The following is a 13,700-nucleotide window of genomic DNA, read 5'->3' on the forward strand; positions in this document are numbered from 1 at the left end:
CTTCGCGGTCACTTCCTCCGCCGAGGACCGCTCATGCCCATGTCGGGGCGCAAGGATGCGCCGAGGGAACCGCTGCCCGACAGTCCGCTCGCCGGCGCGCTTTCCCTGCCGGGGGCGGGGACGGACTTCGGCGCCATCGATGCGGACGAGGCGTGGATCGCCGTCATCCGCAAGATGGACGAGACCTATGCGGAGCTGGTCCGCCAGCAGGTGGAGCTGGAGGCCAAGAACACCGCGCTGGAAGAAGCCCAAGGCTTCATCGCCGGCCTCCTCGGCTCCATGACCGATGTGCTGGTGGCGTGCGACCTCTCCGGCCGGGTGGAGCAGGTGAATCTCGCCGCCGAGCGCGCCTTCGGCCTCAGGGCCGACGCCCTCCTCGGCCGTTCCCTGTCCGATCTGCTGGACCCCTCCTCCGAAACCACGGCGGCCGACGTGCTCGCCACCGTCGCCCGCCGCCAGCGCATCGCCGACCGGGAATTTACACTGGCGACGCCCGACGGGCCGCTCGCCATCGCGGTCAACGGCGCGCTGAGGTTCGATCCGCGCGGACGGGCGGTGGGCATCGTGCTGGTGGGGCGCCCCATCGGCGAGCTGCGCGCCGCCTATGGCGCCCTCGCCAAGGCCCATGAGCACCTGAAGCGCACCCAGCAGCAGCTGGTCCATGCGGAGAAGATGGCCTCCCTCGGCCGCCTCGTGGCCGGCGTCGCCCATGAACTGAACAATCCCATCTCCTTCGTCTACGGCAATGCCCATGCGATGAAGCGCTACGCCGAGCGGCTGATCGCCTATCTCGATCAGGTGCATGCGGGGGCCGATGCCGCGACCCTCGCCAAGGCGCGGGGCGAATTGCGCATCGACCGGGCGCTGTCCGACATTCCCGCCACCCTCTCCGGTATGCTGGAGGGCGCCGAGCGGGTGCGCGACATCGTGGCGGACCTGCGCCGCTTCTCCTCCGACCGGCGCGAGGCGCGGGAGGTATTCGACCTCGCCGGCGTGGTCCGCTCGGCGGTGGACTGGGTGGCGAAATCCCAGATGCCGGACCTGCCCATCACGGTTGCTGTGCCCGAGGGGCTGGAGGCGGTGGGCCATCCCGGCCATATCCATCAGGTGATGATGAACCTCGTGCAGAACGCCGTGGACGCCATGGAAGGCCGCCCCGACCGCCGCCTGGAGATCACCGGCACCCGCTTCCAGACCCCGGACGGGCTGCAGGTGGCGGTGCGGGTGCGCGACACCGGGCCGGGCATTCCCGACGCGCTCATGGACCGCATCTTCGACCCCTTCTTCACCACCAAGGCCGTGGGCAAGGGCACCGGCCTCGGCCTCTCCATCTGCTATCGCATCGCCGAGGAGCACGAGGGACGGCTCGAAGCCGCGAACCATCCGGACGGCGGCGCCATCCTCTCCCTCGTGCTGCCGGCGGCACCATGATGCGGGACTTGAACGCGCCCTTCACCGTGCTCTGGCTGCAATCGGGCGGCTGCGGCGGCTGCACCATGTCGCTGCTGTGCGCCGAGGCGCCGGACCTTGCCGCGACCTTGGCCTCCGCCAACATCCGCTTCCTGTGGCATCCCACCCTCTCTGAGGAGACGGGCGACGAGGCCATCGCCCTGTTCGAGGCGGTTCTGTCCGGCGATATCCGGCTCGATGCCCTGTGCATCGAGGGCGCGCTGCTGCGCGGGCCGAACGGCACCGGGCGCTTCCATACGCTGGCCGGCACCGACACGGCGACCATCGACTGGGTGCGCCGGCTCGCGGCGGTGGCGGAGCACGTGGTGGCGGTGGGCACCTGCGCGGCCTATGGCGGGGTGACAGCGGCGGGCGTCAATCCCGCCGATGCCTGCGGCCTGCAATATGACGGGCGCCGGCCGGGTGGCGCATTGGGCGCCGATTTCCGCGCCCGTGCTGGCCTGCCGGTCATCAATGTCGCCGGCTGTCCGACCCATCCCAACTGGGTGACGGAAACGCTGATGCTCCTCTCCGCCGGCCTGCTGCACGGCGGAGACCTCGACAGCTACGGACGCCCGCGCTTCTACGCCGACCACCTCGTCCACCACGGCTGCCCGCGCAACGAATATTACGAGTACAAGGCCAGCGCCGAGAAGATGAGCGACCTCGGCTGCATGATGGAGCACCTCGGCTGCCTCGGCACCCAGGCCCATGCGGACTGCAACACCCGCTTGTGGAACGGCGAAGGCTCCTGCACCCGCGGCGGCCACGCCTGCATCAACTGCACCGCGCCCGAGTTCGAGGAGCCGGGCCACGCCTTCATCGAGACGCCGAAGATCGGCGGCATCCCGGTGGGACTGCCCACCGACATGCCCAAGGCCTGGTTCATCGCCCTGTCGTCCCTCGCCAAGGCGGCGACGCCGGAACGCCTGCGCCGCAATGCGGTGAGCGACCACGTTGTCACCCCGCCCGCCGTCCGGGACATCAAAAAGCGATGACCGAGGGCACGAAACGGCTGGTGGTCGGCCCCTTCAACCGCGTGGAGGGCGACCTGGAGGTGCGCCTGGACGTGGCGGACGGCGCCGTGAAGCAGGCTTTCGTCTCCTCGCCCTTGTTCCGGGGCTTCGAGCGCATCCTGGAGGGGCGCGATCCGCGCGACGCCCTCGTGATCGCGCCGCGCATCTGCGGCATCTGCTCGGTGTCGCAATCCCATGCGGCGGCGCTGGCGCTGGCGGGGCTGGAGGGCGTGGTGCCCACCGACAACGGGCGCGTCGCCACCAACCTCATCCTCGCCACCGAGAATCTGGCCGACCACCTCACCCATTTCCACGTCTTCTTCATGCCGGACTTCGCCCGCGCGGCCTATGCCGACCGGCCGTGGTTCGCGCAGGCCGAGCGCCGGTTCAAGGCGGCGCACGGGCTGAGCGTGCGCGATGCCCTCGCCACCCGCACGACGCTGCTCCACGTCATGGGCCTGCTCGCCGGCCGCTGGCCGCATACCCTGGCGCTCCAGCCCGGCGGCGTCGCCAAGGGGGCGGACGCGCGCGACAAGATGCGGCTGCTGGCCACCCTCGGTTCCGTCCGCGCGGACCTTGAGGCCCGCCTCTTCGGCGCGCCGCTGGAGCGCGTCGCAGCGCTGGCCGACGCGGAAAAGCTGGACGCGTGGCGCCGCACGGGACCGGACGGTGATTTTCGCCTGTTCCTCACCATCGCCGAAGACCTCGGCCTCGCCGCGCTGGGCCGGGCCGACGATCGCTTCCTCTCCTACGGAGCCTATCCGCAGGAGGAGGGCCGGCTCTATGCGGCCGGCACCTTCGCAGGCGGTCGCCTCGGCTCGGTCGACACCTCGGCCATTTCCGAGGATCATTCCTTCGCCCGCATGGAGGGGCGGGAGGCGCCCCATCACCCGTTCGAGGGCTCGACCTTTCCCGATGGCGTGGACGAAACCGGCTACACCTGGTGCAAGGCGCCCCGCCTCGCCGGCCTTCCCTTTGAGACCGGCGCGTTCGCCCGGCAGGTCATCGCCGGCCAGCCTCTCGCCCGCGACCTCGCGGCGAAGGAGGGCGCCAATGTGCGCTCGCGCGTTGTCGGGCGGCTGGTGGAGACCGCGCGCACGCTGATCGCCATGGAAGGCTGGGTGAGGGCCTTGAGGCCCGGCGAGCCCTGGTGCGCGCAGGGCGCTCTGCCGCAGACCGGCCGCAGTTTCGGCCTCACCGAGGCGGCGCGCGGCGCGCTCGGCCACTGGATGGTGGTGGAGCGCGGCCGCATCGCCCGCTATCAGATCATCGCCCCCACCACCTGGAACTTCTCCCCCCGCGACGCCGCCGGCCAGCCGGGACCGCTGGAGACCGCCCTCGTCGGCGCGCCGGTGCGGCAGGGCGAGACGACGCCGCTTGCCGTGCAGCACATCGTGCGCTCGTTCGATCCCTGCATGGTCTGCACGGTGCATTGAACGACCATGGACGGGGCGGCCATCGCGGGCGAAACCATCGAGATTTCCGGTATCGTGCAGGGCGTGGGCTTCCGGCCCTTCGTCTATCGCCTCGCCCTGCGCCTCGGCCTCGACGGCACCGTCTCCAACACCGGAGGCCGGGTGCTGATCCATGCGGGCGGCCCGCGCACGGCTCTCGAAGCCTTCGCCGCGGCTCTGGTGGCCGAGGCCCCGCCGCTGGCGCGCATCGAGCGGGTGGAGCGCCGCCCGGCCGCCGTGCCGGACCCGGGATTCCGCATCGTGGAAAGCGGGGCCGGCACGGTCTCCATCGGCGTGGTGCCTGATGTGGCGACCTGCCCGGCCTGCCGTGCCGAGATCGCCGATCCCAAGGCCCGGCGGCATCGCTACGCCTTCACCAATTGCACGGATTGCGGCCCGCGCTTCTCCATCGTCGCCGGCCTGCCCTATGACCGGCCGGCGACCACCATGGCCGACTTTCCCATGTGCCCGGCCTGCCGCGCGGAATACGAAAACCCCGCCGACCGGCGCTTCCACGCCCAACCCATCGCCTGCCCCGCCTGCGGCCCGCGCCTGTGGCTGGAGCGGGAGGGGACGGAGATCGCCTCCGCCGATCCCATCATCGATGCGGCCGAACTGCTGCGGTCAGGCCATATCCTCGCGGTGAAGGGCATCGGCGGCTTCCACATCGCCTGCGACGCCACCGACGCCGCGGCCGTCGCCACCCTCCGCGACCGCAAGCATCGCCCCACCAAGCCGCTGGCGGTGATGGCGGACCTTCCCGCCGCGCACCGCCTCTGCGTCATCTCACCAAAGGAAGAGGCGGCACTGCTCGCCCCCTCCGCGCCCATCCTGCTGCTGCCGCTCCGGCCGGATGCGGCCCTCGCCGCCGGCCTCGCGCCGGGCCAGAGCCATCTCGGCCTGATGCTGCCCTATACGCCGCAGCATCATCTGCTGATCGCGGCGACCGGCCGCCCGCTGGTGATGACCTCCGGCAACCGCTCCAGCGAGCCACAGATCTTCCGCGACGACGAGGCCCGAACCGGCCTTGCCGGCATCGTGGACGGCTTCCTGATGCACGACCGTCCCATCGCCCGCCGGCTGGATGACAGCGTGGCGCGCTTCGCCGCCGGCGGACTGCGCGTGATGCGGCGGGGGCGGGGCCTTGCGCCGCTTCCCCTGGCGCTGCCGGAGGATTTCGAGGGGGCGCCGCCGGTGCTCGCCATGGGCGGCGAACTGAAAAGCGCGCTCTGCCTCACCCACGGCGCCCGCGCCCTCCTCTCCCACCATCTCGGCGACCTCGACGAGCCGGCCACGGGCGACGCCTTCGAGACCGCTTTGGCCGACTATTCCGCCCTCTTCGCCCATGTGCCGCAGGTGATCGCCGCCGACCTCCACCCGGATTATCGCGCCAGCCGCCTCGCCGCCGCCCTCGCCGAGGCGTGCGGGCTCAAGCTGGAAAGCGTGCAGCATCACCATGCCCACATCGCCGCCGCCATGGCCGAGACCGGCTGGCGGCGCACGGACGGCAAGGTGGTGGGCATCGCCCTCGACGGGCTGGGGCTGGGCGACGACGGCACCGTGTGGGGCGCCGAGGTGCTGGTCTGCGACTATCGCGAGAGCCGGCGCATCGCCCGCCTCTCCCCCATCCCGCTCGCCGGCGGAGATGCCGCGAGCCGCGAGCCGTGGCGGGCGCTGCTCGCCCATCTGGATCGCGCGCTCGGCCGCGCCGCCGTGGATGGCGACGCCCGCCTCGCCGCGCTGTTCGCCGGCAAGCCGGTGCCCACCCTGCGGGCGATGATGGACAAAGGCCTCAACGCCCCCCTCGCCTCTTCCGCCGGCCGCCTGTTCGATGCCGTGGCCGCCCTCCTCGGCCTCGCGCCCGACCGGCTCTCCCACGAGGGCGAGGCGGCCATGGCGCTGGAGGCCGTCGCGGCGGGGGAGGCCGCGCCCTACCCGTTCGCCATCTCCCCGCAGGGCAACCTCATCGGGATCGATCCCGCCCCGCTCTGGCGTGCCCTCCGCGCCGACCTTGCCGCCGCCCGGCCGCTCCCGGAGATGGCCGCCGCCTTCCATGCCGGGCTTGCCGAGGCCTTCGTCTCCGTCGCGGCACAGGCGGCAGACGAGGCCGGTACCCATGCCGTCGCCCTCTCCGGCGGCGTGTTCCAGAATGCCCGGCTGCTGGAGGCGACCGCCGCGCGGCTCCGCGCGCGCGGCCTCACCCCTCTCATCCCCGCCGAAGTGCCGGCCAATGACGGCGGCCTCGCCTTTGGGCAGGCGGTGGTCGCTGCGGCGCGACATATGGCGTGATGCCATGCGGGCGGAGCCGTTCCCGTCCGGCGCGGGCGGGACTATGGTGGGGTCATGACCACGCCCCATCGTCCGCACCCGCACAGCCGCCCCGAAGGCCGCGCAGCAGGTGTCGTGAAAACCTTCCTCCTCGCCGGCTCCACCCTGCCCGCCCCCGGCCTTGCGCCGGGCCTGCACGTGGTCGCGACGCCCATCGGCAACCTCGCCGACGTGACGGTGCGCGCGCTGGAAACCCTGGCGGCGGCTGACGTGATCGCCTGCGAGGACACCCGCATCTCCCGCCGGCTGCTGGACCGCTACGGCATCCAGACCCACCTCATGGCCTATCACGACCACAACGGCGCCAGCGCCCGGCCGAAGCTGCTGGCCCGCCTCGCCGCCGGCGAGCGTGTGGCGCTGATCTCGGACGCGGGAACGCCGCTGGTGTCGGACCCCGGCTTCAAGCTGGTCGTGGAAGCGGCGGAGCTGGGCTTCCCCGTGCATCCCGTGCCCGGCGCCTCGGCGCTGCTGGCCGCGCTGGTGGCGGCGGGCCTGCCCACCGACTGCTTCCTGTTCGACGGCTTCCTGCCGCCCAAGGCCGGCCAGCGCCGCAATCGCATCTCCGCCCTCGCCGCCGTGCCGGGCACCCTCGTTTTCTATGAGACCGGCCCCCGCCTCGCCGAGAGCCTCGCCGACCTTGCCGACGTGCTCGGCCCGCGCCGTGCCGCCGTCTGCCGCGAGCTGACCAAGGCGTTCGAGGAGGTGCGGCGCGCCGATCTGCCCGCCCTCGCCGCCCACTATGCGGACGCCGACGACCCCAAGGGCGAGATCGTCCTCGTCATCGGCCCGCCCCTGGAAGAGGTGGCCGGCGATGCGGACGTGGACGCGGCGCTCCTGCGCGCCCTCAAGGATACGTCGCTGAAGGATGCCGTCGCGGTCGTCGCCGGCGCCACCGGCCGGCCGAAGCGCGAGGTCTACGCCCGCGCCCTCGCGCTCGCGCAGGCGCGTGGGGACGAAAAGCCCGGGGACGCCGACGCGGATGCCTGAGACGCCGGCCAGCCCTCCGCCCGACGCGGGCAAGCTGCGCCGCCGCGCCGCCCACGCTCGCGGGCTCGCGGGGGAGGAACGCGCCGCGACCCTGCTCGGCGCCCACGGTTTCCACGTGCTCGCCCGGCGGGTGCGCACCAAGGCGGGCGAGATCGACCTCATCGCCCGGCAGGGCGACCTCCTCGTCTTCTGCGAGGTGAAGCTGCGGGCGCGGCTCGATGATGCCGCCTTCTCCCTCCAGCCGCGCCAGCGCCGACGCATTGCGGCGGCGGCCGAGGCCTACCTCGCCGAGCACCCGGAGCTTTCAATGCTGAACATGCGCTTCGACGCGGTGCTCCTCGCCCGCACGGGCGAGGCCGAGCACCTGCCCGGTGCTTTTGAAATGGAGTTCTGAGCCGAGTGGCGGCGCGCGCCGCCCGCCTATAGATAAAGCCGAGACAGCGAGGCCCAATCGGGCCAGCGGGAGATTGCCATGGCCCTGAAGGTCGCGGTCCAGATGGACCACATTGCGAGCATCAATGTTCAAGGGGATTCCACTTTCGCCCTCCTTCTGGAGGCGCAGCGGCGGGGCCATGCGCTGTTCCACTACACGCCCGACCGCATGGCCATGCGTGACGGCCAAGTGTTCGCGGCCGTGGAGCCGCTGACCGTGAAGGATGAGGCCGGCGCCCACTTCACCCTCGGCGCGCGCGAGCGCATTCCCCTCACCGAGATGGACGTGGTGCTGATGCGCCAGGACCCGCCCTTCGACATGGCCTATGTGACGGCGACCCATCTGCTGGAGCGCATCCACCCGAAGACTTTGGTGGTGAACGACCCCAGCCATGTGCGCAACGCGCCGGAAAAGATCTTCGTCACCGAATTTCCGGACCTGATGCCGCCGACCCTGATCTCCCGCGACCTCGCCGAGATCAAGGCCTTCCGCGCCGAGTTCGGCGACGTGGTGATGAAGCCGCTCTACGGCAACGGCGGCGCCGCCGTGTTCCGCCTGACGGCAGACGACCTCAATTTCGGCTCGCTCTATGACCTCTTCTCCGCCACCTTCCGCGAGCCATGGGTGATCCAGCGCTTCCTGCCGGCGGTGAAGCACGGCGACAAGCGCATCATCCTGGTGGATGGCGAGGCGGCGGGCGCGGTGAACCGGGTGCCGAGCGAGGGCGACTTGCGCTCCAACATGGTGCGTGGCGGCGCGGCGCGGCCCACCGACCTCACCGACCGCGAGTTGGAAATCTGCGCCCGCATCGGCCCCTCGCTGCGCGAGAAGGGGCTCATCTTCGTCGGCATCGACGTGATCGACGGCAACCTCACCGAGATCAACGTGACCTCCCCCACCGGCCTGCGCGCCATCAAGCGTCTGGGCGGGCCGGACATCGCGGCGCAGATCTGGGACCGCATCGAGGCCCGCCGCGCCGCCTGAGGCCACCGTCTAATCGAGATCAACGCGGCGGCGCCCTCGGCCCGCCGCGCGAACTGCCGTGCGGCTACGGGCGTTATCCGTCAGGACGCACCGCCGGACATCACAGGACCGACCATGGGACAGCCCTTCACCGCCTCCATCCCCCACCGCCTCGGCAAGGCCGAAGCGACGCGGCGCCTCCAGGCGGGGCTGACCGGCGTGCGCGACCGCTTCTCGCGCCACATCTCCATCCTGGAGGAAACCTGGACCGGAGAGCAGCTGGACTTCCGCATCGCCGCGCTGGGGCAGACGGCGAGCGGCAAGCTTCAGGTGGCGGACGACGCGGTGCACCTCTCCATGGAGCTGCCCTTCATGCTGGATCTCGTCGCCCGCAAGGCGAAGGATCTTATCCAGAAGCAGGGCCGCCTGATGCTGGAGAAAAAGTAGGCCCGTTCAGGCCGTCTCCAGCTCCAGCGTCAGCGTGTCGATGGAGAAGGAGCCGTCCGCCTCGAACTCAAAGTGGGTCGCCACGTCCGCGCTGGCGCCCGCCATCAGCGAGCGGATGGCGGCGACATGCAGCTCCGGCGTGCGGATGCGCGCCACCCAGGAGGCGAACTCCAGCCTGAGGCGCCGGTGCGCCGTGCGCACCACCCTGAACCCCGCCTCCTCGGCGAGGCGGGTCCATTCAGAGGCACTGTAGTCCCGTCCGTGAGAGGGATCTCGCAGCAATTCCACCGTCTGCAGGAAGGTGTCGGCCACCGGCCATTCGGGCGCGATCACGTCCATCATGACCACCTGCCCGCCCGCCTTCACCACTCGCCGCACCTCGGCAAGGGCCTGCGGCACATTCCGCCAGTGGTGCGCGCTGTAACGCGAGGCGACCATGTCGAAGGTGCCATCGGCGAAGGGCAGGCGCTCGGCGACGCCCTGTTTCGTGACGATGTTGGCGAGGCCCCGGGCCTTCGCCTCCGCCGCGACGGCGCCCAGCATGTCCTCGGACAGATCGTAGGCCACCACCTCGCCCGCGAACGGCGCGGCGGTGAAGCTCACATGCCCGCCGCCGCAGCCGAGATCGAGCAACCGGGCGGGCCGCGCCTCTTCCACGAGGGCCTTGAGCGCATCGAGATCAGCGCCCCGCGCATGCACGGCGCTCGCCACATAGGCGGCGGCCTGCGGGCCGAACATCTCGACCACATGGGCCTCGTGACTGCGCACGCCTGCACCTTCGGCGGCCATGGCTGATCTCCCCGATCCTCTTGCTACCTCCAGCATAGCCGGGGCGGCGTTTGACGCAAGCACGATTGTTCCTCTTTCGTTCTTGCGAGCGGGCCCGCCCTCCGCTACCTTGAGATGCAGACGGGCAGCAGGCAGGGGGCGGCTGTGATCCAGCGGGTGGCGACAGTCGCGTTCGAGGGCGTCGAGGCGCGCCCGGTGGATGTTCAGGTGCATGTGGCGGCCGGCCTGCCGGCCTTCACCATCGTCGGCCTGCCCGACAAGGCGGTGACCGAGGCCAAGGAGCGGGTGCGCGCAGCGCTCATCGCGTCAGGGCTTGCCCTTCCGGCGCGGCGCATCACGGTAAACCTCGCCCCTGCCGACCTGCCCAAGGAAGGCTCCCATTACGATCTGCCCATCGCGCTGGGGCTGATGGCCGCCATCGGTGCCATCCCCGGCGATGCCCTCGCCGGCTTCACGGTCGTGGGCGAATTGGCCCTGGACGGCGCCATCGCGGCCGTGGCCGGCGTGCTTCCGGCAGCCATCGGCGCCAATGCGCGCGGGCACGGCCTCATCTGCCCCGCCCCGTGCGGTGCCGAGGCCGCCTGGGCCAGCCCCGACATGGACATCCTCGCCCCGCAGTCCCTCATCCAGCTCGCCAACCACATGACCGGACGCCAGGTGATGGGCCGGCCCGAGCCACGGATGAAACCGCCGGGAGACACCATGCTCGACCTCCGCGACGTGAAGGGCCAGGAGACCGCCAAGCGGGCGCTGGAGGTGGCCGCGGCCGGCGGCCACAATCTCCTGTTCGTCGGACCGCCGGGTGCCGGCAAATCCATGCTGGCGCAGCGCCTGCCGTCCATCCTGCCGCCGCTGTCGCCGGCCGAGATGCTGGATGTCTCCATGATCGCCTCGGTGGCCGGCACCATCGAGGACGGCGCGCTGATGGACCGCCGCCCGTTCCGCGCCCCGCACCATTCGGCCAGCATGGCGGCCATGGTCGGCGGCGGCGCCAAGGCGAAGCCGGGCGAGGTCTCGCTCGCCCACAATGGCGTTCTGTTCCTCGACGAACTGCCGGAATTCACGCCGCAGGTGCTCGATTCCCTGCGCCAGCCGCTGGAATCGGGCGAGGTCCTGATCGCCCGCGCCAACCATCGCGTCACCTATCCCGCGCGCTTCCAGCTCATCGCCGCCATGAACCCCTGCCGCTGCGGCCGCGCCGGGGAGCCCGGCTTCACCTGCAAGCGCGGGCCACGCTGTGCCGACGAATATCAGGCGCGGCTCTCCGGACCCTTCCTCGACCGCATCGATCTCCATCTCGAGGTGCCGTCGGTCTCGGCCTCGGACCTCGTGCTGCCGGCCCCGGCCGAAGGCTCGCGGGAGATTGCGGCCCGCGTCGCCATGGCGCGGGAGATCCAGCTGGAGCGCTATGCCGCCCTCGGCCGACCCGATGTGCGCACCAATGCCGAGGCTTCCGGACCCTTGCTGGAGGCGGTTGCGACGCCCGATTCGGCCGGAGCGATCCTGCTTCGCGATGCCGCCGACGCCATGCGGCTCAGCGCCCGCGGCTATCACCGGGTTCTGAAGGTGGCGCGCACCCTCGCCGATCTCGATGGCGCGGACGGGGTCGGCCGCCGCCATCTGGCGGAAGCCCTCGCCTATCGCGCCGCAGCGGAACGGCCAAGGGCGGCGGCCTAGAGTGGCGGCGGCGTAGACCGGCTGCCGCGCAGAAATTGTCCGGCACCACAGCGGTGCCGGACGGGAGCGGAACGACCGCCGCCTCAGCGCATGGCGTTGACGGCGAGGCCCTCGATATAGGTGATCTGGGCGAGGTCGCCCGGCTGCACCTTCTGCACGTCGGCGAGCACCTTGTCGTTGGCGGCGCGCACCACGCGGACGTTGCCGTCCGGCCCCTCGAAGGTCACGGTGCCGGCGGCCGGGTCGAGGCCCACGAAGATGGAGGTCAGCGTAACCTCGCGGATGCCGAAGCCCTCCGGCCAGCCCGGCAGGCCGTCCGTGATGACGACCTCCGCCATCACTTCGCCCGGCTTGCCCTGGTGCGCCTTGCCGAGCGCGGTGACGACGCCCGGCGCCACGCGGATGAGCAGGTTCTCGCCCACCCGGTAGAGCGAGAGGTCGCCCAGCAGCGGGGGCGCGATCACCGCCCAGCGGCGGCCGGCGGGATCTTCCAGCACCACACGACGGGTAGCGGGATCAGCCGACACGAACTTGGCCTTGTAGGCGAGCACGTTCACCTGCCCGATGCCCTGCACGAACACCTGGGTCACCTCGACCGGCATCGGACGCTGCTGCGCCTGAGCGCCCACCGGCGCCACAAGAGCGAGGCCGGCAAGGAGCGCGGCCGAAAGGTGCATGCGCGTGGAAATCATGTCGTCCCCCCAACGAATCACAGGCGCGGACGCGCCGGGAGCCTGCCGCTATCACCTGAGGCGCCGTAGCGGCAAGGCGGGATCGCGAGGCGCTGGCGCGGCGGGTCCACCCATTGTCACAATCGCGTCGGAAAACTATGGTGATGCTGGCGTTCAAGTCCTGGGCACCCGCCTGAAGCGGGGCAACTTCCAGGTCGCTCCTCGCAGCCAGTGCGGCGCGTCGGCCGGGCAGTTACGCTCTGGACGGCGCACGGGCGGAGGAGCGATACCAAGCGTTGGGTGAGGCACGCCCGCCGTCGGCGGCGGCCCGGAGTGGGGCTCGTTGCGATGAAAAGAATGGGACAGCCGGATCCCGGCTTCAACCTGCCAGCCCTGTTCGGCCGCGGCTTCGACGTCGCCCGCGACGCGGCGCGGGATTTCGCCCGCGATTTCGCCAAGGACCTGAAGAAGGATTTCGGTCGCGAGGGCGCCGCGCCCATGTTCGGGACCGAGCCCGGTGCCTTCCCTTTCCTGCGGCCGCAGCACGCCGCACCCGGTGCGCGCCCTGCCATGCCGGCGCCGCAGAAGCTGGTGACGGATTTCCGCGCCTATTCCGGCCTGCGCCACCGCGACGCCGTGCCGACCGCGCCGGAAAGCATCGTCCTCGGCCGGCTCGGCGCGCTGGAAGTGCGGCTCGCCCGCACCGCGCGCGACGTGCGCCGCGCCCAGCGCCTGCGCTACAAGGTGTTCTACGAGGAGATGTCGGCCACCCCCGACGCCACCACGCGCCTCGCCCGGCGCGACATGGACAGCTTCGACACCATCTGCGACCACATCCTCGTGCTGGACCACGACGCCGGGAAGATCGTGCTCGGCCGGCGCAAGCCCAAGGTGGTGGGCACCTATCGCCTGCTGCGGCAGGAGGTGGCGAACCGCCACGGCGGTTTCTACACCCAGGGCGAGTTCGATGTGGGCGGGGTCATCGCCGCCCATCCGACCCTGCGCTTCCTGGAACTCGGCCGCTCCTGCGTGCTCAAGCCCTACCGCAACAAGCGGACCGTCGAGCTGCTGTGGCACGGGGTGTGGACCTACATCCTGCGCAACAAGATCGACGCCATGTTCGGCTGCGCCAGCCTCGAGGGCACCGACCCGGCCGAACTCGACCTGCCGCTGTCCTTCCTGCACCACAACGCCATGGCCCCGGAAGAGTGGCGCGCGCGGGCCGTCGAGGGACGGCACGTCTCCATGAACCGGATCGCCAAGGCCGACATCGACATGAAGAAGGCGCTGCAGGCGCTGCCGCCCCTCATCAAGGGCTATCTGCGGCTCGGCGGCTTCGTCGGCGACGGCGCCGTGGTGGACCACCAGTTCGGCACCACGGATGTGCTCATCATCCTGCCGGTCTCGGTCATCAGCCCACGCTATGTGGAGCATTTCGGGCCCACCGCGAATCGCCACGCCATCTGAGCGTTGGCAGGCCGCGCCG

12 protein-coding genes are annotated in these 13,700 nt (G+C 71.2%); 10 read left to right on the plus strand and 2 right to left on the minus strand.

Features of this window, described 5'->3' with window-relative positions:
- Positions 1-33 precede the first annotated feature (33 nt).
- The 8 genes from ACE3QW_RS05095 (at position 34) to ACE3QW_RS05130 (ending at position 9,077) form a co-directional block, all read left to right on the plus strand.
- Complete coding sequence (locus tag ACE3QW_RS05095; protein ID WP_250167772.1) at positions 34-1,431, plus strand: sensor histidine kinase; 1,398 nt, start codon at positions 34-36, stop codon at positions 1,429-1,431.
- The gene (locus ACE3QW_RS05100) at positions 1,428-2,447 is read left to right on the plus strand and encodes a HupU protein (RefSeq protein ID WP_374250703.1); all 1,020 of its coding nucleotides are present in this window, start codon (positions 1,428-1,430) and stop codon (positions 2,445-2,447) included. The genes ACE3QW_RS05095 and ACE3QW_RS05100 overlap by 4 nt, the downstream gene beginning before the upstream one ends.
- Entirely contained in the window at positions 2,444-3,901 is a 1,458-nt protein-coding gene (locus tag ACE3QW_RS05105) for a nickel-dependent hydrogenase large subunit (protein WP_374250704.1), read from the plus strand. The genes ACE3QW_RS05100 and ACE3QW_RS05105 overlap by 4 nt, the downstream gene beginning before the upstream one ends.
- 6 nt (positions 3,902-3,907) lie before the next feature.
- Positions 3,908-6,208, plus strand: a complete 2,301-nt coding sequence (gene hypF / locus ACE3QW_RS05110; RefSeq protein WP_374250705.1) for a carbamoyltransferase HypF — start codon at positions 3,908-3,910, stop codon at positions 6,206-6,208.
- A gap of 54 nt (positions 6,209-6,262) precedes the next feature.
- Positions 6,263-7,234, plus strand: a complete 972-nt coding sequence (rsmI, locus tag ACE3QW_RS05115; RefSeq protein WP_038192859.1) for a 16S rRNA (cytidine(1402)-2'-O)-methyltransferase — start codon at positions 6,263-6,265, stop codon at positions 7,232-7,234.
- A complete protein-coding gene (locus ACE3QW_RS05120; protein WP_029556471.1) occupies positions 7,227-7,628 on the plus strand; it encodes a YraN family protein in 402 nt (133 codons plus the stop codon). The genes rsmI and ACE3QW_RS05120 overlap by 8 nt, the downstream gene beginning before the upstream one ends.
- Positions 7,629-7,706: 78 nt before the next feature.
- Positions 7,707-8,651, plus strand: coding sequence for a glutathione synthase (gshB, locus tag ACE3QW_RS05125; RefSeq protein ID WP_374250706.1), 945 nt, complete (start codon positions 7,707-7,709; stop codon positions 8,649-8,651).
- A 114-nt stretch (positions 8,652-8,765) separates the two neighbouring features.
- Complete coding sequence (locus ACE3QW_RS05130; protein WP_374250708.1) at positions 8,766-9,077, plus strand: polyhydroxyalkanoic acid system family protein; 312 nt, start codon at positions 8,766-8,768, stop codon at positions 9,075-9,077.
- A gap of 6 nt (positions 9,078-9,083) precedes the next feature.
- Here the strand turns inward: ACE3QW_RS05130 and ACE3QW_RS05135 are convergent, their stop codons facing one another.
- Positions 9,084-9,866: a class I SAM-dependent methyltransferase gene (locus ACE3QW_RS05135; RefSeq protein ID WP_374250710.1), complete on the minus strand. Its 783-nt coding sequence runs from the start codon at positions 9,864-9,866 to the stop codon at positions 9,084-9,086.
- Between the two features lie 144 nt (positions 9,867-10,010).
- On the opposite strand from ACE3QW_RS05135, the gene ACE3QW_RS05140 reads away from it, so the two are divergent.
- Entirely contained in the window at positions 10,011-11,543 is a 1,533-nt protein-coding gene (locus ACE3QW_RS05140) for a YifB family Mg chelatase-like AAA ATPase (protein ID WP_024281268.1), read from the plus strand.
- Positions 11,544-11,626: 83 nt separating this feature from the next.
- On the opposite strand, the gene ACE3QW_RS05145 is transcribed toward ACE3QW_RS05140, so the two are convergent.
- The gene (locus tag ACE3QW_RS05145) at positions 11,627-12,235 is read right to left on the minus strand and encodes a hypothetical protein (protein ID WP_374250711.1); all 609 of its coding nucleotides are present in this window, start codon (positions 12,233-12,235) and stop codon (positions 11,627-11,629) included.
- A gap of 327 nt (positions 12,236-12,562) precedes the next feature.
- Here ACE3QW_RS05145 and ACE3QW_RS05150 point away from each other — a divergent pair, with 327 nt between their 5' ends.
- Entirely contained in the window at positions 12,563-13,681 is a 1,119-nt protein-coding gene (locus ACE3QW_RS05150) for a GNAT family N-acetyltransferase (protein ID WP_250167764.1), read from the plus strand.
- Positions 13,682-13,700: the final 19 nt, after the last annotated feature.

The sequence above is a fragment of the Xanthobacter sp. genome, assembly GCF_041911315.1.
Classification (GTDB): domain Bacteria; phylum Pseudomonadota; class Alphaproteobacteria; order Rhizobiales; family Xanthobacteraceae; genus Xanthobacter; species Xanthobacter aminoxidans.

What these genes read in the sequence shown, in the direction of transcription:
- hypF (WP_374250705.1), top strand. Translation starts at nt 3,908, where the DNA reads ATGGACGGGGCGGCCATCGCGGGCGAAACCATCGAGATTTCCGGTATC.
- rsmI (WP_038192859.1), top strand. Translation starts at nt 6,263, where the DNA reads ATGACCACGCCCCATCGTCCGCACCCGCACAGCCGCCCCGAAGGCCGC.
- ACE3QW_RS05130 (WP_374250708.1), top strand. Translation starts at nt 8,766, where the DNA reads ATGGGACAGCCCTTCACCGCCTCCATCCCCCACCGCCTCGGCAAGGCC.
- ACE3QW_RS05150 (WP_250167764.1), top strand. Translation starts at nt 12,563, where the DNA reads ATGAAAAGAATGGGACAGCCGGATCCCGGCTTCAACCTGCCAGCCCTG.
- ACE3QW_RS05100 (WP_374250703.1), top strand. Translation starts at nt 1,428, where the DNA reads ATGATGCGGGACTTGAACGCGCCCTTCACCGTGCTCTGGCTGCAATCG.
- ACE3QW_RS05145 (WP_374250711.1), bottom strand. Translation starts at nt 12,235, where the DNA reads ATGATTTCCACGCGCATGCACCTTTCGGCCGCGCTCCTTGCCGGCCTC.
- ACE3QW_RS05095 (WP_250167772.1), top strand. Translation starts at nt 34, where the DNA reads ATGCCCATGTCGGGGCGCAAGGATGCGCCGAGGGAACCGCTGCCCGAC.
- ACE3QW_RS05135 (WP_374250710.1), bottom strand. Translation starts at nt 9,866, where the DNA reads ATGGCCGCCGAAGGTGCAGGCGTGCGCAGTCACGAGGCCCATGTGGTC.
- ACE3QW_RS05105 (WP_374250704.1), top strand. Translation starts at nt 2,444, where the DNA reads ATGACCGAGGGCACGAAACGGCTGGTGGTCGGCCCCTTCAACCGCGTG.
- ACE3QW_RS05120 (WP_029556471.1), top strand. Translation starts at nt 7,227, where the DNA reads ATGCCTGAGACGCCGGCCAGCCCTCCGCCCGACGCGGGCAAGCTGCGC.
- gshB (WP_374250706.1), top strand. Translation starts at nt 7,707, where the DNA reads ATGGCCCTGAAGGTCGCGGTCCAGATGGACCACATTGCGAGCATCAAT.